The organism is Exiguobacterium sp. s6 (assembly GCF_018618155.1).
GTDB classification, from domain to species: domain Bacteria; phylum Bacillota; class Bacilli; order Exiguobacteriales; family Exiguobacteriaceae; genus Exiguobacterium; species Exiguobacterium mexicanum_A.
The window spans coordinates 158,441-177,543 of record NZ_JACSLN010000002.1; the positions used below are offsets into that span (position 1 = coordinate 158,441).

The 19,103-nt window shown below is 52.5% G+C and carries 21 protein-coding genes; 18 read left to right on the forward strand and 3 right to left on the reverse strand.

All coding sequences use genetic code 11. The features are described from left to right. The first annotated feature begins 2 nt into the window (after positions 1-2). From KNP75_RS11760 to KNP75_RS11795, 8 genes are all read left to right on the forward strand, one after another. Positions 3-347: a PTS sugar transporter subunit IIA gene (locus KNP75_RS11760; protein ID WP_215190503.1), complete on the forward strand. Its 345-nt coding sequence runs from the start codon at positions 3-5 to the stop codon at positions 345-347. A 23-nt stretch (positions 348-370) separates the two neighbouring features. Continuing rightward, positions 371-1,681, forward strand: coding sequence for a PTS cellobiose transporter subunit IIC (gene celB, locus KNP75_RS11765; protein ID WP_214797458.1), 1,311 nt, complete (start codon positions 371-373; stop codon positions 1,679-1,681). Between the two features lie 32 nt (positions 1,682-1,713). Further along, a complete protein-coding gene (locus tag KNP75_RS11770) occupies positions 1,714-3,138 on the forward strand; it encodes a glycoside hydrolase family 1 protein (protein WP_215190504.1) in 1,425 nt (474 codons plus the stop codon). Positions 3,139-3,218: 80 nt separating this feature from the next. Continuing rightward, positions 3,219-3,947 carry a GntR family transcriptional regulator gene (locus KNP75_RS11775; protein WP_021068003.1) on the forward strand — a complete coding sequence of 243 codons (729 nt, stop codon included), beginning with the start codon at positions 3,219-3,221 and terminating at the stop codon, positions 3,945-3,947. 39 nt (positions 3,948-3,986) lie between these two features. Continuing rightward, on the forward strand, positions 3,987-4,661 hold the full coding sequence (locus KNP75_RS11780; protein WP_215190505.1) for an ABC transporter ATP-binding protein: 675 nt from the start codon (positions 3,987-3,989) through the stop codon (positions 4,659-4,661). Further along, positions 4,658-5,665 carry an ABC transporter permease gene (locus KNP75_RS11785; RefSeq protein ID WP_215190506.1) on the forward strand — a complete coding sequence of 336 codons (1,008 nt, stop codon included), beginning with the start codon at positions 4,658-4,660 and terminating at the stop codon, positions 5,663-5,665. Before KNP75_RS11780 ends, KNP75_RS11785 begins: the two co-directional genes overlap by 4 nt. Further along, the gene (locus KNP75_RS11790) at positions 5,662-6,273 is read left to right on the forward strand and encodes a class I SAM-dependent methyltransferase (RefSeq protein ID WP_029596332.1); all 612 of its coding nucleotides are present in this window, start codon (positions 5,662-5,664) and stop codon (positions 6,271-6,273) included. Before KNP75_RS11785 ends, KNP75_RS11790 begins: the two co-directional genes overlap by 4 nt. A 17-nt stretch (positions 6,274-6,290) precedes the next feature. Further along, complete coding sequence (locus KNP75_RS11795; protein ID WP_034780919.1) at positions 6,291-6,953, forward strand: NAD(P)H-dependent oxidoreductase; 663 nt, start codon at positions 6,291-6,293, stop codon at positions 6,951-6,953. A gap of 37 nt (positions 6,954-6,990) precedes the next feature. On the opposite strand, the gene KNP75_RS11800 is transcribed toward KNP75_RS11795, so the two are convergent. Together KNP75_RS11800 and KNP75_RS11805 are read right to left on the reverse strand one after the other, a co-directional pair. Beyond that, complete coding sequence (locus tag KNP75_RS11800; protein WP_215190507.1) at positions 6,991-7,626, reverse strand: nitroreductase family protein; 636 nt, start codon at positions 7,624-7,626, stop codon at positions 6,991-6,993. Next, the gene (locus KNP75_RS11805) at positions 7,623-8,069 is read right to left on the reverse strand and encodes a MarR family winged helix-turn-helix transcriptional regulator (protein ID WP_029596329.1); all 447 of its coding nucleotides are present in this window, start codon (positions 8,067-8,069) and stop codon (positions 7,623-7,625) included. The genes KNP75_RS11800 and KNP75_RS11805 overlap by 4 nt, the downstream gene beginning before the upstream one ends. Before the next feature lie 183 nt (positions 8,070-8,252). Between KNP75_RS11805 and KNP75_RS11810 the strand changes: the two genes are divergently transcribed. From KNP75_RS11810 to modB, 6 genes are all read left to right on the forward strand, one after another. Further along, complete coding sequence (locus tag KNP75_RS11810; RefSeq protein WP_251128339.1) at positions 8,253-10,445, forward strand: malate synthase G; 2,193 nt, start codon at positions 8,253-8,255, stop codon at positions 10,443-10,445. Continuing rightward, a complete protein-coding gene (locus KNP75_RS11815; RefSeq protein WP_029596327.1) occupies positions 10,442-10,738 on the forward strand; it encodes a hypothetical protein in 297 nt (98 codons plus the stop codon). Before KNP75_RS11810 ends, KNP75_RS11815 begins: the two co-directional genes overlap by 4 nt. Positions 10,739-10,804: 66 nt before the next feature. Further along, positions 10,805-12,085, forward strand: a complete 1,281-nt coding sequence (gene aceA / locus KNP75_RS11820; protein ID WP_215190509.1) for an isocitrate lyase — start codon at positions 10,805-10,807, stop codon at positions 12,083-12,085. Between the two features lie 147 nt (positions 12,086-12,232). Then, entirely contained in the window at positions 12,233-12,940 is a 708-nt protein-coding gene (ric, locus tag KNP75_RS11825) for an iron-sulfur cluster repair di-iron protein (protein ID WP_029596325.1), read from the forward strand. Between the two features lie 107 nt (positions 12,941-13,047). Then, positions 13,048-13,779, forward strand: a complete 732-nt coding sequence (modA, locus tag KNP75_RS11830; RefSeq protein WP_215190510.1) for a molybdate ABC transporter substrate-binding protein — start codon at positions 13,048-13,050, stop codon at positions 13,777-13,779. After that, positions 13,776-14,417 (forward strand): molybdate ABC transporter permease subunit, encoded by a 642-nt coding sequence (gene modB / locus KNP75_RS11835; RefSeq protein WP_215190511.1) that lies wholly within the window; start codon positions 13,776-13,778, stop codon positions 14,415-14,417. The genes modA and modB overlap by 4 nt, the downstream gene beginning before the upstream one ends. On the opposite strand, the gene KNP75_RS11840 is transcribed toward modB, so the two are convergent. Then, positions 14,414-14,785 (reverse strand): DUF3221 domain-containing protein, encoded by a 372-nt coding sequence (locus KNP75_RS11840; RefSeq protein ID WP_214797393.1) that lies wholly within the window; start codon positions 14,783-14,785, stop codon positions 14,414-14,416. The genes modB and KNP75_RS11840 overlap by 4 nt on opposite strands. Positions 14,786-14,919: 134 nt before the next feature. On the opposite strand from KNP75_RS11840, the gene KNP75_RS11845 reads away from it, so the two are divergent. Genes KNP75_RS11845 through KNP75_RS11860 form a run of 4 tightly spaced genes read left to right on the forward strand, consistent with a single transcriptional unit; the run spans position 14,920 to position 19,093 of the window. Further along, entirely contained in the window at positions 14,920-16,047 is a 1,128-nt protein-coding gene (locus KNP75_RS11845; protein ID WP_114164959.1) for an MFS transporter, read from the forward strand. Next, complete coding sequence (locus KNP75_RS11850) at positions 16,028-16,315, forward strand: hypothetical protein (protein ID WP_114164958.1); 288 nt, start codon at positions 16,028-16,030, stop codon at positions 16,313-16,315. Before KNP75_RS11845 ends, KNP75_RS11850 begins: the two co-directional genes overlap by 20 nt. Continuing rightward, positions 16,308-18,554, forward strand: coding sequence for a molybdopterin oxidoreductase family protein (locus KNP75_RS11855; RefSeq protein WP_034780591.1), 2,247 nt, complete (start codon positions 16,308-16,310; stop codon positions 18,552-18,554). Before KNP75_RS11850 ends, KNP75_RS11855 begins: the two co-directional genes overlap by 8 nt. Further along, positions 18,551-19,093, forward strand: coding sequence for a 4Fe-4S dicluster domain-containing protein (locus KNP75_RS11860; protein WP_015880388.1), 543 nt, complete (start codon positions 18,551-18,553; stop codon positions 19,091-19,093). The genes KNP75_RS11855 and KNP75_RS11860 overlap by 4 nt, the downstream gene beginning before the upstream one ends. Positions 19,094-19,103: the final 10 nt, after the last annotated feature.

Here is a 19,103-nt window from a genome sequence, read left to right on the forward strand (position 1 = left end):
TCATGGAAGGAACGGAAGAGTTAACGTTAGAACAGATGGCGTTCATGATGATTTTGCATAGCGGCAACGCTCGGAGCACGATTCAAGAAGCGATCCAAACGTATAAGAACGGTTCATACGAAGCGTTTGAAGCGCAGCTAGCGATAGCACGTGAACAGTTAAAAGAAGCGCATCAGACGCACTTCGGCCAAATTCAAAAAGAGGCGAACGGGGAGAAGACGGACATGTCACTGTTGCTCCTTCACGCCGAAGACCATCTCATGTCGACCCAGACGATGCTCGATTTGACGGCAAGCCTGATCGAGATGATGGAGCAAAAGATTGTAAATCCTAATCAAGAAGGGTGAATCCTATGTCACAGGACAACAAAATGTTCTTACTGATCAGCAAGTTGCTCATGCCGATGGCGACTTACTTGAACAACAGTCGGTATTTGCAAGTATTACGGGATGCGTTCATGCTCGCGTTCCCGATTACCATGTTCGGTTCGATCGTCGTCGTTATCGCCAACTTGCCGTTCTTAGACAAGTTCATGTCGGAAGGGACGCTGAACGCGTTCAAATCGTCACTCGGTAACGCCCCATCGGCCACGATGGGAATCATGTCAATCTTCGTCGTTTTCGGTATTGGCTATTATCTTTCGAAAAGTTACAACGTCGAAGCCGTCTTCGGTGGGGCGATTTCGCTCGTATCGTTCCTCTTGTTGACACCGTTCCTCATCGAAGTCGAAGGAATGACAGAAGCGGTCGGTAACGTCCTCCCGCTCGATCGTCTTGGCGCCAAAGGAATGTTCCTCGCCATGATCACCGGTTTCCTCTCAGGTGAGATTTATCGATTCGTCGTTCAAAAGAACTGGACGATCAAAATGCCGGACGGCGTACCGCCGGCGGTGGCGAAGTCGTTCTCAGCGCTCGTACCGGCCTTGTTGACGCTCACGGTCTTCTTGCTCCTCAACATCGGTGTGACGAGCTTGTTCAATACGAACTTACATGACGTCATCTTCAACGTCGTGCAACAGCCGCTCGTTAAATTGGGTAACGGTCTCGTCCCAACGTTGATCGCCATCTTCTTCGTCCAATTGTTCTGGTTCTTCGGGTTGCACGGACAAGTCATCGTCAACTCGGTCATGGATCCAATTTGGAATACGTTGTCGCTTGAAAACTTGAACGCGTACACGGCGACCGGAGATGTGCCGAACATCATCAGTAAACAATTTGTCGAAATCTATACGGTCGGCCTTGGCGGCTCGGGCTCGACGCTTGCCGTCATCGTAGCGATTTTGTTGTTCTTGAAATCGAAGCAGTTGAAACAAATCGGGAAACTGTCACTCGGACCAGGGATCTTTAACGTCAACGAACCGGTCATTTTCGGTTTACCGATCGTTATGAACCCGCTCATCATGATTCCGTGGATCGTTGCTCCGCTCATCACGGTCACGGTCACTTACTTTGCGATGTCGACAGGGCTCGTCCCGCCGCCGACTGGGGTCGCGGTACCTTGGACCGTCCCGATGTTCATCAGCGGGATGATGGCGACGAACTCACTTGCCGGCGGATTGCTACAACTCGTCAACTTCTTGATCATCTTGGCGGTCTGGTTCCCATTCCTTAAATTTATTGACCGTTTGAACGTGAAGAAAGAACAGGAAGAAGCCGCTAACCATAAAGACGAAGCGGTATGAATGAGAAATAGAGAATAAGGGAGAGAGAGTTTATGACGAACCCGACAGAAACGAAAACATCAGCAGCAGTGACGTATCAATTCCCGACCGATTTTTGGTGGGGGACGGCCTCTTCGGCGACGCAAATGGAAGGTGCGGCGTTTGAAGGCGGCAAAGGCTTAAATATTTGGGATTACTGGTATATGCAACAACCGAACCGATTTTTCAATGGCGTCAGCGCGACCGAAGCGTCTAACTTCTATCATTTGTACGAGCAAGATATCGCGCTCATGAAAGAGCTCGGGCATAACACGTTCCGCTTCTCGATTTCGTGGTCACGTCTATTCCCAGACGGCGTCGGTGAGGTGAATGAAGAGGCGATCGCGTTCTATAACAATGTGATCAATTGCCTCATCGATCATGGCATCGAGCCGTTCATCAACTTATATCACTTCGACATGCCGATGGCGCTTCAAAACCGAGGCGGCTGGGAGTCACGTGACGTCGTCGACGCTTACGTACAGTTCGCGAAGACGTGTTTCGAACTTTTCGGAGACCGTGTGACGACATGGTTCACCCATAACGAACCAATCGTGCCGGTCGAAGGTGGATACTTGTACGATTTCCACTATCCGAACGTCGTCGATTTCAAGCGTGCCGTCCAAGTCGCTTACCATTCGATCTTATCGAGCGCGCTCGCCATTCAGGCGTACCGGGAGCAGGGACAGGCCGGTCAAATCGGGATCATCCTGAATTTGACACCGTCGTATCCGCGCAGCCAACATCCGGCCGATGTGAAGGCGTCACGCTTGGCCGACGCCATCTTCAACCGCTCGTTCTTGGACCCGTCCGTGCTCGGGACGTTCCCTGAAGAGCTCATCGACGTGTTACAGGAACAAGACGCGATGCCGGAGATGCAACCTGGAGACTTGGATCTCATTCGGGCCAATACGATTGACCTTCTTGGCATCAACTACTATCAACCGCGTCGGGTCAAGGCAAAGGCGTCGCTTCCGAATCCTGATGCGCCGTTCCTGCCTGAGAATTTGTTCGACTTCTATGAGATGCCGGGTCGCAAGATGAACCCGTATCGTGGTTGGGAAATTTATGAGCAGGGCGTCTATGACATCTTGATCAACTTGAAAGACAACTACGGTAACATCCCGTGTTTCATTTCTGAGAACGGGATGGGCGTTGAAGGAGAAGAACGTTACCGTGACACCGACGGCAGCGTCCAAGACGACTACCGGATCGATTTCATTCGCGAGCATTTGAAATGGACGCATCGGGCGCTCGAAGAAGGTGCGAACGTGAAAGGGTACCATTTATGGACGTTCATGGACAACTGGTCATGGAGCAACGCCTATAAGAACCGCTATGGGTTCGTCGGTGTCGATTTGGCGACCCAAGAGCGGAGCGTTAAAAAGTCTGGTCACTGGTTCAAACAAGTGATTGCCAATCATGGATTTACAGATTAATAGGAAAAGCTGACAAGGACCTACTCTTTGTCAGCTTTTTTTGATATATTATTTGTATATGTCTATACATGAGGTGGAATATGTCTACAAAGAAAAAACCAAAATATGAATCGATTGCTGACGAGATTCGGCATCGCATCAATGAACAGGCTTATGAACTCGAAACACCGCTCCCAGATGAGATTCAATTAGCGGAAGAGTTTGGTGTCAGCCGCATGACGATGAAGCGCGCTCTTGAGATTCTCGTGATGGAAGGCTTGATTTATCGGAAGCGTGGCAAAGGGACGTTCATCTTGCCGGCCAGTTTCCAAAAAGAGCGCATCAACATCATCAGTAAAGAGACGAGAGGATTGACGCAAGTCATCGGCGACCGCAGTTTGCGCAGTGAAGTGCTCGATTTTGAAGTGAAGTTCCCGACCCAGGAAGTCGCCGACCATTTGATGATTGAGCTGACGGAACCGGTCTATGAGATTCGTCGTGTCCGCTATGTAGACGAAGAGCCGTACGTCATCGAATTGACGTACATGGTCGCCAATCTAATTACAGGACTGTCGCGTAAAATTTTAGAGAAGTCGGTCTATAGCTACATCCAACAGGAGCTCGGTTACACAATCACGAGCTCACACAAGATGATTCGGGCCGATAAGCCTGACGAGTACGACCAACGCTACTTGAAGAATGACATTACCGACCCAATCATCGAAGTCGAACAAGTCGTTTACTTGAGTAACGGGAAGCCGTTCGAATATTCATTCGCTCGGCACCGCTATGACAAGTTCGTCTTCTCTTCGGTCAATATCGTTCGATGACGTCGCCTGAAAAGGCGACTTTTTGCGAAGGAGGTTCTCATGAACGTTCACATTGAACAAGCCGGGTATGAACACGGTGAGTCGGTCATCGAGGCCATCCGGTTCGAGGTCCGGCCGGGCGAAATCGTCGGGATGATTGGGTCGAACGGGGCCGGGAAGAGCACGACGCTCGCCTGTCTCACCGGAACGATCCCGTGGATGCGGGGCGAAATACACATCGACCGCTACGCCTATATCCCCGAGCAACCGGTTTACTATGATTATTTGACGCTCGAGGAACATATCGCTCTCGTGTTGGAATTGACGGACGTTGATAATCGTGAGCGGACGGAAGAACTGATCCGGTTGTTTCGGCTCGAGACGGTCCGCCACGACTATATCGCCTCGTTCTCAAAAGGGATGAAGCAAAAAGCGATGATCCTCTTGGCGCTCATCCAAGAAGCGAAGTTTCTCCTTATCGATGAGCCGTTCGTCGGACTCGACGCGACGACGACGATCCAGCTGCTTCGTTTACTTGAAGCGGAACGCCGTCAAGGCACCGGGGTGCTTCTCGTCACCCACGTCCTCGATACGGCAGAGCGATTATGCGACCGCTTCGTCTGGATTGATGACGGACGCATGCTCGCGGGCGGGACAAAAGAAGAGTTGCGTCTCAGCCTGCACACCGAAGGCGAGTCGCTGTTCGATATGATGGAAGATGTGGTCATGCGATGAATGAACATCAGCTGTTTGCTAGACGTGTCCGAACCCATGTGACCAAACAGTGGAAAACGTGGCGGCTCATCTTGGATTGGACAGTCGTTCTGTATGGCGTCATTCCGTTCGCCATCTTTCTCGGGTATCAATACCGATTGCTTTGGCAAGGCGAAATCGAGTGGGTGAGTCAAGTGCCGATGTTCGTTTGGGCGCTTGGAATTGGAATTGTCCTCCTCAGAAATCAGTTTTTCGTCTGGGTCGAACGGGCGGACGTGACGCTGGTGGCCAAACGTTCTTTGGTTCGCAGGTTGAAACACGATTCGTTGCTTTATCACGCCATCAAACTCGGTGCAATGTTCCTCTTTGTTTTGTCGGCGTTCATGCCCGTGCTTTGGCTTGACGGTTGGCCCGTTGCCTCTATATTCGCATTCGGGATCAGCCTCCTGTTTTTGACCGGGATTCATACGTGGATCCGTTATCAGTTGACGGTCCGGCGCAGCCATTGGATGTTACGAGTTACGGTCACGTGTGTGACGTTCGTTTGTATGTATGCGCTCCTCATCGACTCACCTTTATGGTCGGCCGTACTCGGCAGTGGTCTTGTTGCATTTGCGATGTATGTCGGAGAAGGGTGGCTGTCACGCCACCCATATCTTAGCCAAGAACTCGAACGGAGTGAGGCGTTGCGTACCGCCTTTGACCGGGCATTATTATCGACGTCGGGCGCCATCGAGAAGCCGAGCCGGCGCAAGCGTCCGCTCTATCGACCGAGACCGAATCGGTTTGGGACCGCCCGGCGCACGACGGCCATCTTACTTTATATACGGACGCCGCGTCATCGGAACTTATGGCTGCGTCTCATCCCGCTTGCCGTCACGGGGATGCTCCTCGTACCGAGTTGGTTTAAGTTGCTCATCCCGCTCTACGTCGGCTATGTGATGTGGCAAGAACGACAGGCGTTTAAACAAGAGATGGAGCGGCATCCGTTTTTCCGCGCCATCCAAGAAAGGACACATTCATGACTGAACAAGACTATGAACGATTGCTCCAAATCGAGACGGCGAAACCGCAACAAGGGTTCCCGGCCTCGGCTGAATATCATCGCTATGAACCGACCCCGTATGAGGCGCTCGACTTGTTGCGTGACGCCTATCCGCTCGCGGCCACGGACACGGTCGTCGACTTCGGATCGGGGAAAGGGCGCCTCCCGTTTTATCTCGCCTATACGTTCCGAGTTCGGGCCATTGGCATCGAGATGGATGGCGGCTTCCACGAAGCGGCACTTGAGAATTGGATGAACTACGCCAAGAAACACCGGACGCGTGGCAGTGTCCAGCTCGTCCGCGGTTACGCCGAACAGTTTGAGGTGCCGGCTGAGGCGAACCGCTTTTATTTCTTCAACCCGTTCTCGGTGAACGTGTTCCGGCAGGTCGTTGCGAACATCATCGAGTCGGTCGAGCGCGCACAGCGTCCGGTCGACCTCATCCTCTATTATCCGGCCGATGAGTACTTACATTTTTTGAATGACGAGACGCCTTTCCGCTACGTACAGGACGTTCGCTTGCCGTTAAAGAATCTCCATGAGCGCTTTCTTATTTATCGTTTTGATATGATGGAGTCATCTTGGTAAATGGGGAGTGGATCATCGTGAAAAAAGAAGATATTTTAGATGCGTATCGTTGGCGTCAAGCGACGAAAGAGTTCGACGCGGACCGCAAAATCGATGAGGAAGATTTCGAATTCATTCTGGAGACGGGTCGCTTATCACCGAGTTCGTTCGGTTTCGAGCCTTGGCAGTTCGTCGTCATTCGTCGCGAAGACTTGCTCCGGAAGATCAAAGACCACGCGTGGGGTGCCCAAGGACAGGCGTTAACGGCGAGCCATTTCGTGTTGATCTTGGCGCGGACGCCTGAAGCGATGCGCTACGACTCGGACTACATCCGTCACATCGTCACGGACGTCCAAGGACGGACCGAGGACGAGTACGCCCTTCGGGTGAAACGGGTCCGTGAGTTCCAAGAACAAGATTATCGACTGTTAGATGATGAGCGTGTGTTCCAAGAATGGATTAAACGCCAGACGTATATCCCGCTCGGCAACATGATGACAGCCGCCGCACAGATCGGCGTCGACTCATGTCCGATTGAAGGGTTCAATCAGGCAGACATCGATGAATTATTGATCTCGGAAGGGGTCATGGAACGAGGTGCCTGGTCGCTCTCGGTCATGGTCGCGTTCGGACATCGGGCCCGCGACTTCGCGCCGAAGACACGTCGCGATTTCAATGAAGTCGTCAAATACATCGGATGAAAAAAAGCTCAAGCGCCCGAGGCGCTTGAGCTTTTGCTTATTTCCAGTCCGTGATGCGGTCGATTGGGAAGCGGACCGATTGGTAACCGTCTTCCGCGGCTTTTCCGATTGAGAGGAGCATGACCGGAAGGTAGCGCTCTTTCTCGAGGCCGAACGCTTCCGCGATGTTCGCTTTGTCATAGCCACCGATCGGGTTTGTGTCGTAGCCGTGGGCACGGGCGACAAGCATAAGTTGCATTGCGACGAGACCTGAGTCGAGCAAGATGCTGTCTTTAACAGACTCTTTCGGTGCGTCTTTGAAGATGCCTTTGATCATGTCAACTTGACGGTCGCGGACTTCTGGTGGCATGAGGCCACGCTCGACGGCCGTATCAAAGATCTCTTGTGTGTAATCGGCCATCTGGTAGTCGGCAAAGATGGCGATAACGGCTGATGACGTCTCGACTTGGCGTTTGTTGAAGCTTGCGAGCGGAAGGAGAGTATCTTTGCCTTTTGCGCTATCGATGACGACGAAGCGCCACGGTTGAAGGTTGAGTGATGACGGTGCCGTCGTCGCTTCCTCCAGGATTTGTGTCATCTCTTCTTTTGAGATTTTGACGTTCTCATCATAGACGCGAATCGAGCGGCGTCCTTTGAGGATTTCCATAAAGTCTTTCTGTGTTGTCGTGTTCATATAAGGGTCTTCCTTTCATGTTGAATGTTGGTTTGTAACGTATTTAAAAGTTCGAGTAACTGTCGTTGCTCCTCTACCTTCATGTTTACAAAAAGACGGTCCGATAAGCACTTCTTTTGCTCGGTCCAATGTGCAATCCGCTCCCGACCGACATCGGTCAAATCGACAAAGATGACCCGATTGTCTTGGAGGCAGCGTTCGCGCGTAATCAAGCCCTGTGTCTCGAGCTGTTTCAAATGTCGCGTGATGGCGGCATGATCGACGCCGACCCGTTGTTGCAGTTCACGCTGACGCAAAGGGCCGACGTGATGCAAGTTGCTCAAAATATCGAAGCGGGTCGAGCTGAGCCCGTCCATTTCCGTATCGAACAGTTGGGCCAGTTCTTTTTGTACGGTGATGACATGGTAGAGAATCTCATCGCTGAGCGAACAAGCGTCGCGCATCGGGTATCCTCCTTCAAAAACTAATTGATGAATCAATCATTGATAGGTCACACAAAGTATACTAATCGGTTTTGAAATAGATCGCAAATAAAAAGTTTCAAAAAAACTGTTGTCAAACTGTTATATAATAGTCTATATTTAAGTCAACTGATATATAACAATTGAATGGGAGGATGTGACGGCTTGGAACATTACAAACAAGTAGGTACTTATCACGTACATGAAACGTTGCTCGACTTCATCTCGGCTCGTATATTGCCTGAAGAAGAGGCACACCAACAATTTTGGCCTGGGGTCGGGCGCCTACTCGATGAGTTCATTCCTCGGAATGAGTCACTGCTTCACGAACGTGAGTCGTATGAGCGGCTATTACAGGGGTGGTACAGCGAGCATAAGCAAGCATTTGACATGGAAGACTACGAGCGTTTCCTTCGGTCCATCGATTACATCGAAGCAGCCGTCCCCGATTTCAACATCGACGTTACGGGTGTCGATTCAGAGATTACAAGGCAAGCCGGACCGCAGCTCGTCGTTCCGCTCGACAATGCACGCTATGCATTGAACGCGGCGAACGCCCGCTGGGGAAGCCTGTATGACGCCTTGTACGGAACGGACGTCATCGACGAAGAGGACGGGAAAACGAAGTCGAGCGGCTATAATCCAGTTCGCGGTGAAGCGGTCATCGCCTATGCCAAACAATTTCTCGACGATACATTTCCGCTCCGGGAGGGCTCGCACGAAGAAGCGAACGGCTATCTCGTGTCAGAGGGCAGGCCATACGCCATCATCGAAGGGAACCGCATCGCGTTTCAAGACGATTGTCTCGTCGGCTATGTCGGGGAAACGAGTGATCCGAATAAGCTCTTGCTCGTCCATAACGGGATTCACGCCGAGTTGCAGTTTGACCGGGACCACCCAATCGGACGGGTCGATCGAGCAGGGCTCATTGACATCGAACTCGAGTCCGCCTTGTCTGCCATCGTCGACTGTGAAGACTCGGTTGCCGCTGTTCGGGCGGAAGACAAGGTCCACCTTTACGCGAACTGGCTAGGCCTGATGGACGGGACGCTCGAAGCAACATTCACGAAAGGAGGTCGGCCGCTCACTCGGAAGTTGAACCCTGACCGGAAGTATGTCGGGAAAGACGGGCGTGAAGTCACGCTTCCGGGCCGATCGCTCCTCTTTATTCGAAACGTCGGGCACTTGATGACGACAGACTTGATGCTCGACGCGGAAGGACGTGAAGTACCGGAAGGGATCTTGGACGGGATTTTCACTGCGCTCATCGCGAGCCGCCACCTTGATGCCAGACGAAATTCCCGCGAACGCTCCATCTATATCGTCAAACCGAAGATGCATGGATCTAAGGAAGTCGCGTTCACGAACGACTTGTTCGATGCGATTGAAGATGTACTCGAGTTACCGCGTCACACGCTCAAAGTCGGCGTGATGGACGAGGAGCGACGTACGTCGCTTAATTTGAAGAACTGTATCGAGCAAGTGAAGGAACGCATCGTCTTCATCAATACCGGATTCCTCGACCGGACGGGCGATGAGATTCACTCCTCGCTCACGCTCGGACCGATGCGCAAGAAAGGCGAGATGAAGACATCGGAGTGGCTCGATGCTTATGAACGTCTGAATGTCCAGATCGGGCTTGACGCAGGATTCCATCAACGCGGGCAAATCGGGAAAGGGATGTGGGCGATGCCCGATCGGATGCGCGACATGATGCGTGAAAAAAGCAATCATGTCCGGTCCGGGGCGACGACGGCTTGGGTGCCGTCCCCGACGGCGGCCACGCTTCATGCGCTGCATTACCATCAAGTCGATGCGTTTGACGTTCAGCGTGAGTTGGCGAATCGTTCGTTTGATCCAGCAACTGAGCGAGGGCGTCTGCTCGAGGTACCACTCGCCACGCGTCTCTATACAGATGAGGAAGTGAACGAGGAACTCGAGAACAACCTGCAAGGGTTGCTCGGTTACGTCGTCCGTTGGGTCGAGCAAGGTGTCGGTTGCTCCAAAGTGCCAGATATTCATCATGTCGGGTTGATGGAAGACCGAGCAACGCTTCGTATTTCGAGTCAACATGTCGCCAACTGGCTATACCATGGAATCTGTAGCCGTGAACAAGTCGAAGCGACGCTTTACCGGATGGCCGAGGTCGTCGACGCGCAAAACGCGGAAGATCCGCACTATCGTCCGATGACGCCAGATGTAGACTGCTCCATCGCCTATCAAGCGGCGAAAGAGTTAGTGTTCGAAGGCGATGCATCACCAAATGGATATACGGAACCGATCCTGCACCGGCGCCGCCGACAGTTTTTACAACAAGTGACATTAGAACCGAATTTAAAAGGAGGAGCATCATCATGACAACGAAAAAAATCGAAAGCGAACAGTTGATTGAACGTTGGGTCGTCCGTCGGATCGTCTCGGGGGAATCGACAGCGGCGCTCGCTAACACGGCGTTCGTCTATGGGAACGATTTGATGCGCCTCGTGCTCGACCGGGCCGACGGGTCGCTCCAAATCATGAGAGAGCCGGTCGAAGAGGTCGTCATATTCCGTAAACCAGAAGATCGTGACGAAGAAAACGTCTGTCGTTGCTGCGGGATGGAGCACTCGTCATTCAAAGCGGCGCTCGAATGCTGTGCATACTTGGATTAAGCTTGCATTATCTGTTATATAACAAACGATAAATATATAAATTAATATAATACAGGAGGAATGGATATGAATGAACAACAAATGCAACTAGAGGATATGTTACAGTCGGAACGGTTTAACGGGGTCGAACGTCCATATGGGGTCGAAGACGTGATGAGGCTTCGGGGGTCTGTCCTAATCGAGCATACGCTCGCGACAAAAGGAGCGGAACGGTTATGGGAGTTACTCCACGAACGAGACTACGTCCACGCGCTCGGCGCGTTGACGGGGAACCAGGCCATCCAGCAAGTGAAGGCGGGTCTCGAAGCCATCTATTTGAGCGGATGGCAAGTCGCCGCCGATGCGAACTTGTCGGGGCACATGTACCCGGACCAAAGCCTATACCCGGCTAACTCGGTGCCGAGCGTCGTCAAACGGATTAACCAGGCGCTTCAACGGGCCGATCAAATTCAAACGGCGGAAGGGAAAGGCGATACGCATTGGTTCGCCCCGATCGTCGCTGACATGGAAGCCGGTTTCGGCGGTGTGCTTAACGTGTTCGAGTTGACGAAGGCGATGATTGAGGCGGGTGCAGCCGGCGTCCACTTGGAGGATCAACTCTCTTCAGAGAAGAAGTGCGGTCACCTCGGCGGCAAAGTGTTGCTGCCGACACAGACGGCCGTGAAGAACTTGATTGCCGCACGGCTTGCGGCAGACGTCATGGGGGTGTCGACGATTATCGTCGCCCGGACGGATGCTCACGCAGCGAATTTGATTACGAGCGACATCGACCCAATCGACCATCCGTTCATCGTCGGTGACCGGACGCCGGAAGGCTTTTACCGGACCGAGGCGGGAATTGAACAGGCGATCGCGCGCGGTCTCGCCTATGCACCGTACGCCGACCTCGTCTGGTGCGAGACGTCCGAGCCTGATTTGGACGAAGCGCGTCAATTCGCCAATGCGATTCATGCGAAGTATCCGGGGAAACTCCTCGCTTACAACTGTTCGCCTTCATTCAATTGGAAGAAAAAGCTGTCGGATGAGGAGATTGCATCGTTCCAACAAGAGATTGGTGCGATGGGATATAAGTTCCAATTCGTCACGCTCGCTGGCTTCCACTCGCTCAACTTCGGAATGTTCGAACTCGCACGCGGGTATAAAGACCGCGGGATGGCCGCCTACTCGGAACTGCAACAGGCCGAATTCAGTGCAGAACAGCACGGTTATACGGCGACACGTCACCAACGTGAGGTCGGGACCGGGTATTTCGATGAGGTGTCTCTCGTCATCTCGGGAGGCCAGTCGTCAACGACGGCGCTGGCCGGTTCGACCGAGGCAGAACAATTTGAAGCGCCGTCCCATTAAGCGTCGCCCCTCCACAAGAGGGGCTTTTTTTGTGTCCAAATTCAGAACGCGTGCATCCTGTTCACTTAAATGTGACGTATTTCACATTTTTGTCGTCAAACTCTTGCTACGCTGAACATGTCAAAATGAATATGGAGGTTATGACAGATGACACAGACATTCACGGGCGATACGCACGTATCTGAAATCGTCAAACAATGCCCGCAAGCGGCAGACATTTTCAAACGGAACCGAATCGATTTTTGTTGTGGCGGCAACCGACCACTCGCTGAAGCGACTGATAAATCGAAACGGTCGACGGAAGACATTTTAGAAGAAGTTAATGCGCTCTATCAACGCAAGCAAGAGATGAACGAGAAGAGTATCGATTGGGATGCCGCTTCTTCTTCGGAATTGATTGAGCACATCATTTATAAGCATCACCAGTTTTTGACGGACGAATTGCCACAGCTCACACCATATGTGACAAAAGTGTTCCGGGTTCACGGACAAAACCATCCGCACCTCGGACGCATTCATCAACTGTTCAATCAATTGAAAGTGGAACTTGAACAACATATCGTCAAAGAAGAAACAGAAGACTTCCCGACGTTGCTTCGTCACGAGACGGCACCGACAGCTGAAACGAGACGGGAGCTTGATGACATCTTGGCCTCGCTCGAGTCAGAACACGCGGCAGCCGGTGACATTTTAAAAGAATTGCGTCAAATCACGAACGACTATACGCCGCCTGAAGGAGCGTGTGGGACGTATCGTCTTGTCTATCAACGGTTAGAAGCGCTCGAATCGGATACATTTGAACACATTCATCTCGAAAACAACATTTTATTCCCGCGGGCGCGCACGTTCGCTTAAGCAGTGGCACACCTCTACTTACGTGGGGGTGTCTTTTTGTGACGTTTGATACAGATGGGAGGCAAATCAAGCGCTACGATAAAGGGGAAGCAAAGGAGTGATTAATCATGAAACGGGTGAGTGGAGTCATCGTAGGGGTGACGGTCGCCTTATTACTAAGTCAAGTCTGGTCGAGTTCAGATTCGGAGGACACCGTGACCATTTTGGCGGCGGCAAGCTTAGGACCGGCTTTAGAAGCGGTCGAGCGACAACTTGAAGCGGAATTCGATGGGATCGACATTCGGGTCGTGACGAACGGGAGCGGCGCCTTGCGAGCACAAATCGATCACGGGTCTCCGGCAGATATCTTTTTAGCCGCGAGCGTTGATGATGTCGACCGATTACAAATCCCGATTCTAGAGCGGGATGCGTTTTTGCATAACGAGCTGTGGCTCGTGACACCGAAAGGGAAACCGTGCGCGGAGACGTGGGACGACTTAAACGCATGTGCTCGGATCGTCATCGGTGACCCGGTCAATGTCCCGGCCGGTCGCTACGCGAAAGCGGCGCTAGAAGTGGAAGGCGTGTGGGAAGAAGTGGAACCGCGAATCATGTTCGCCCAGAATGTGAGACAAGTGTTGACGCTCATCGAACAAGGCGACGCCAATGCGGGATTCGTCTATAAGACGGAACTGACGACGGACGTCGAGTCGCTTCAGTCGGTCCCGTTTGAAGCGACGGGTACGATCGCGTATCCAGCGGCCCGGTTGACGCACAATCCATACGTGCGCGATGTTTACGCGCGTTTGTTTGACGATGATATCCAAGCTCACTTTTTAGCGAAAGGATTTTCTAAATGACGCAATCTCCACTTCAACTCACATTCGAAGTCGGGATGCTGGCGACGGTGAGCGCCTTCGTCCTCTCCTTCGGAGCAGCCTATTTCATGCATCACCGTCAATTCAAAGGAAAGCGGCTGTTGGAGACGGTGTTTTTACTGCCGCTCATCTTGCCGCCGACAGTCATCGGACTATACGCCTTGATTGTCCTCGGGAACAACGGGATCGGCGGATTGTTGCCGATTACTATCTTGTTCACGAAACAGGCGAACGTCATCGCGTCCGCCTTGGCCGCGTTCCCGCTCATCTACCAAACGATTCGTCTCGGTCTCAAACAACTCGATGCGGAATGGTATGAGGCCGGACGCGTGCTCGGCGGGTCAGAGCGTCAACTGTTCACCTACGTGACGATTCCGCTGCTGTTACCTGCGTTGACGAGCGGCTTCGTCCTCGGCTTCGCCCGATCAATCGGCGAGTTTGGGATTACGATGATGATTGCCGGAAATATCCCGGGCGAGACGATGACGCTCGCCACAGCGATTTATATGGCGACAATCAACGGTGATATGACCCAGGCACTCGTCTGGAGCGGATGGTTGGTTGGTTTGGCGTTTTTAGTCCTCTGGCTGAGTGAACGTTATGGCAAGCGTTCATATTAGTCGATCACGTCGACTTTTTTCACATAAGACCGGTTCGGAGTATTTAAGATACTCGGACCGGTCTTTTTCCAAATGTGGACGTGGTCCCCGACAGCGATTTGCTTGAACGTGGCTTTCACTTGAAACTTGAACCAGCTTACGTCTTCCGGTTCGCTTTGCGCGAACAAGGTGTCAGGAGAGAGTGTGGCCTCTTCTGCGGTAATTCCGCTGATGACGAGTGCGGTGCGGTCAGATTCATTTATTTCAATCACATACCCCTCGACATCTGGTTCGGTCGTCGCTCGATTGGCGAAGACGAAACCGATGGAAAAGACGACGAGCATGGCCGCGATGGTGAGGAATAACATGATTTTAAGCGATGATTTCATAAGGGAACGCCTCCTTCGTTCATTATTCTGTCACGTCTCGAATCGCTTATCTGTGAAAAAAGTAACAGTTAAGTCGAGATGTCATCTTTATGATGAAACTATGAAGTCGCTCGGAAAGAGAAGGGGGAACACATATGTCCGATCGTTATTTTTATTCGACCGCCGCAAAGTGGTCGTTCGTAGGATTCACCGTCTTGGTGCTCTCGACATGGATCGCCTCGGCAGGATTTGAGCACGTAGACATGGCGCTGTTCGGCTACTATATCGCCGCCGTCATTTGCATGATTGGGATGGTCGTCCGCTTGACGTTATTTTTTGCACGGCCGGCCACCTCACAAGTATTGAAGCGGAGCCTCAAACAAATGAAGGCAGAAAAGAAACGGGCCAGCAAGGCCGTCGCCGCCACGACCGTCAACAATATTGTCTTACAGAAGTTCATCTGGGAACGTGGCTGGTACCGCTGGACCCAACATATGTTGATTGCCTGGGGATGTCTCGGGTCGTTCGCCATCACATTCGGGCTGACGTTCCAATGGATGCGGTTTGATTTGATTGATATCGAGACGTATCAGATTGTCGTCTTTAACATCCCGACCATCAAGATGGCTGCGCACGGGTTGTTCGCGGAGCTCGTCTATAACGGGTTGAACATCACCGCGCTCATGTTGCTCGTCGGCGTGCTCATGGCACTCTATCGCCGGATCAACGACCAGGACGTGAAAGTGACCCAGCGGTTCGAATTTGATATTTTACCGCTCCTCATGTTGCTCATCGTCACTGTCTCGGGGTTGTTGCTGACCGTTTCGTACGTGTTCTTCGGAGGCTTCATCCATCACGAGCTCGCCTTGTTCCATCAATTGACCGTCATCATCTTTTTATGTTATTTCCCGTTCGGTAAACTGTTCCACTTGCCGGTCCGACCGATGGCGGCCAGTGTCCCGATGAACTACCGGGAAGTTGAGGCAGATGAGACACGTGTCTGCGCCGGGTGTGGGACACGTTATGCGACGGACAATCAAGTCGAGGACGTCCAAGCGATTTTGCAAGCACAGACGATCCAGCTCGGGCTCAGTGACGGGACCCAGCTCTCCGATTACTGCCAACCGTGTCGACGTTCGATGCGTGTGAAGATGCAATTGAACTTGATGAACGGACAGTTACCGACACACCCGGTCGATACGAACACGGGCATGTCGATGCCAGGATTCGGCCGACCGAAGGAGACGAAAGGTGAGGCAAAAGATGAGACACCTGTGCGTTAAGTGCGGCGAACCGACCGGCACGCTTGAAGAGATTGAACAAGTGAAACAATTGCTCGAGGGGTCGGACCAACTCGTGAAAGTCGATGCGGCGCACACGGTCCAAGACCTCTGTCACGCCTGTCGTCGTCGCGCCCGGCTCGATTCGGCGCTCGGACGGCCCGGAAGTGACGGGATGCATTATCCGCTTCAAACGATTAACGGCTATCACGTCAGTGGATTTTCAAAACGAAGAGCGGAAACGTTCTATGGAGGGGAAGACGATGAGTGACTTTTTAACGTCGCCAGAAGTACAGAATTTAATCAAACCGGGTGAAAAGTTGATCACGACCCACTGTTGTTACTGTGGCATGCAGTGCGGCATGCATATCCGGGTCGATGAGAAAACCGGGGCCGTCAAAGGCGTTGAACCACGCTACGATTTCCCGGTCAACAAAGGAAAACTTTGTCCGAAAGGCGTCACGGCCTATCAAACGATCGAACATCCGGACCGCATCATGACTCCGCTCATCAAACGGAACGGCAAGTTTGAAAAAGCGACATGGGAAGAAGCGCTCGACGTGATCGAAGCGAACTTTAAACGCATTCAACGAGAGCATGGGAAAGATGCGGTGTCCGTCTTCGGCGGCGTCTCGATGACGAATGAAAAATGTTACCTCGTCGGGAAGTATGCCCGGGTCGCACTCGGCACACGGTTCATCGATTACAACGGTCGCTTCTGCATGTCGTCAGCTGCCGGCGGTTTCTTAAAGACACTTGGGATTGACCGCGGAGCGACGCTTCCGTGGACGGAGTTCGAGCACGTCGACACATTCTTTGTCGCCGGTTCGAATATCGCCGAATGTCATCCGACGACGACGCAACATATTTGGAAGGCGAAAGACAAAGGCGCGAAAATCATCGTCGCCGACCCGCGTGAAATTCCGATGGCGCGCGTCGCCGATGTCCATCTCGATTTGAAGCCAGGGACGGATGCGGCGCTTGCGATGGGACTGCTCAACTTTTTAGTCGAACACGATTATGTTGATCAAGCGTACGTGGATGAGCGTTGCGATAACTATGAAGAGTTGAAAGCGTCGGTCCGAGACTGGACGCTCGAACGGACGAGTGAGGTGACCGGTGTCGCCATCGAAAAACTCGAGAAGGCCGGTCATATTTACGGGAAGAGCCCACGTTCGGTCATGTTGTTCGCCCGCGGCGTCGAACAACAGTCAAAAGGCGTCGACAATGTCTCGCTCTATACGTCGATGGCGCTCTTACGAGGCATGATTGGGAAGTTTGCTTCGGGCGTGGCCACGATGACGGGGCAAGGGAACGGGCAGGGTGGACGAGAACATGGACAAAAAGCAGACCTGTTACCAGGCTACCGGAAATTAACTGACCCGAAAGCCGTCGAATATGTGAGCGGGGTTTGGGGCATCGATCCTTCCGAGATGCCAAAACCAGGTGTGTCCGCGTTCGAAATGTTCGATGAGATTCAAGCGGGAACGATTCGGGCAATGCACCTCATGTGTTCGAACCCAGCCGTTTCGGCACCGAACCTTCCGTACGTATGGGACAGTTTCAACAAACTCGATTTCTTCGTCGTCAGTGACTTCTTCATGTCGGAATCTTGTGAGTTCGCTGATGTCGTCTTGCCGGCTTGTTCGTGGGCCGAAGATGAAGGGACGACGACGAACCTAGAAGGACGTGTCATTCGGATCCGGAAAGTGCGCGAACCGCTCGGAGACTCGCTCCCAGACTGGGAAATCATGAAGCGGATCGCTGAACGGATGGGACGCGGACAGTACTTCCCGTACGAGACGGCGCGTGACATTTGGGAGGAGTTCCGCATCGCGACGAAAGGTGGAGCGGCTGACTACTCTGGGATCACATGGGAACGAATCGACGACGAGTATGGTGTCTTTTGGCCATGTCCGTCCGAAGATCATCCCGGCACACCGACGATGTTCAAAGAACGGTTTGGAACGGCGAACGGAAAAGCGAATTTGCCTGTCGTCACGTATCGGCCGGCCGGTGAATATGCGAATGAAGAATATCCGGTCACGCTCACGACAGGTCGGGTCGTCTTCCATTACTTGTCGGGCAATCAGACGCGCCGTGTCGACTTCTTGAGCACGATGTCAAAACTGCCGTTCGTGGAGATCCATCCGGAGTTGGCATCAAGTTATAGCCTTCAAACGGGCGACAAAGTCGAACTCCGCACACGTCGCGGATCGATGGTCGTCGAAGCACGTTTGACGAAGGCGATTCGAAAAGATACGGTCTTCGTCCCTTATCATTGGGGCAAGGAGCTCGCCATCAATCAATTGACGAACCCGTGTCTCGATCCGATGTCACGCATGCCGGAGTTCAAGGTATGTGCGGTACAAATGAAAAAGTTACCGGCCAACACCCCGTTACACATTAATCCGTTGACGGTCCCGCTCGGATCAAGCGTGCCGTTCATGGCGGACCATGCGATTGCGACGAGCTGTCACGTCATGGATGAGGAGGTTCATACGAAATGAATAAGGTCATGTATTTAGAGTTTGAACGTTGTATCGGCTGTCGGGCCTGTCAGGCAGCTTGCCGCGAATGCGGGGACCACGAGGGGCTCGAGCGCAACTATGTGGATTATATCGATTTCTCGGAGAACCGTCAGACGTTCCCAATGATCTGTATGCAGTGTAAAAATCCGGCTTGTGCTCAAGTGTGTCCGGCCAATGCGATTCAAATCACGCCAGAGGGCGTCGTGTTATCGGCTTCGGAAGAAAAATGTATCGGCTGCCGGAACTGTACGTTCGCTTGTCCGTTCGGGATTCCGAAGTTCGACTTTGAGAAGAATAAGATGTATAAGTGCGACATGTGTTACGACCGCTCCAAACATGATATCGCGCCGATGTGTGCGTCGGTTTGTCCGTCGGATGCGATTCGCTTCATCGACCATGACGAGATGATGCAACTCCGTCGTCAACGCGTCCAAATGAACATGATCGAAGGGAAAAAGCCTTCGCAAGACGATAAATGGAATTACGTCCCTGAATTCTTTGGCGTCTATTCCGATTGAGATGGAAAGG